Origin of the sequence: Mesorhizobium sp. M1C.F.Ca.ET.210.01.1.1, from assembly GCF_004791585.1 — a bacterium.
Taxonomy (GTDB): Bacteria; Pseudomonadota; Alphaproteobacteria; order Rhizobiales; family Rhizobiaceae; genus Mesorhizobium.
The window spans coordinates 1-281 of the sequence record NZ_SRUU01000230.1; the positions used below are offsets into that span (position 1 = coordinate 1).

General features: G+C 61.2%; 1 protein-coding gene. It reads left to right on the forward strand.

The window, feature by feature from the left end; translation table 11 throughout:
* Positions 1-167: GNAT family N-acetyltransferase (locus tag EN853_RS33700; protein WP_135861389.1), on the forward strand; the 167-nt coding region annotated here is incomplete at its 5' end.
* Between the last annotated feature and the right edge of the window lie 114 nt (positions 168-281).

Below are 281 nucleotides of genomic sequence, written 5' to 3' on the forward strand. Positions count from 1 at the left end.
GCGGCAAAGGCGTGGGCGCGGCGCTGATCAAGGCTGTGCAGGACGAGGCCGGCAAGATCGGCGTCAAGAACGTCTACTGGATGACGCATGAGACCAACACCACGGCGCGCCGGCTTTACGACCATGTGGCGCGGCGGACAGGCTTCATCGAGTACGATCTGCTATAAGGGCTGAATGTTCATCCCTTTCTTCCTCGAACTGAAGGCCGCGCGGGTTCCCGTTTCGCTCCGGGAATATCTGTCGCTGCTGGAAGGGCTGGAAGCCGGGCTGGTCGACTATGA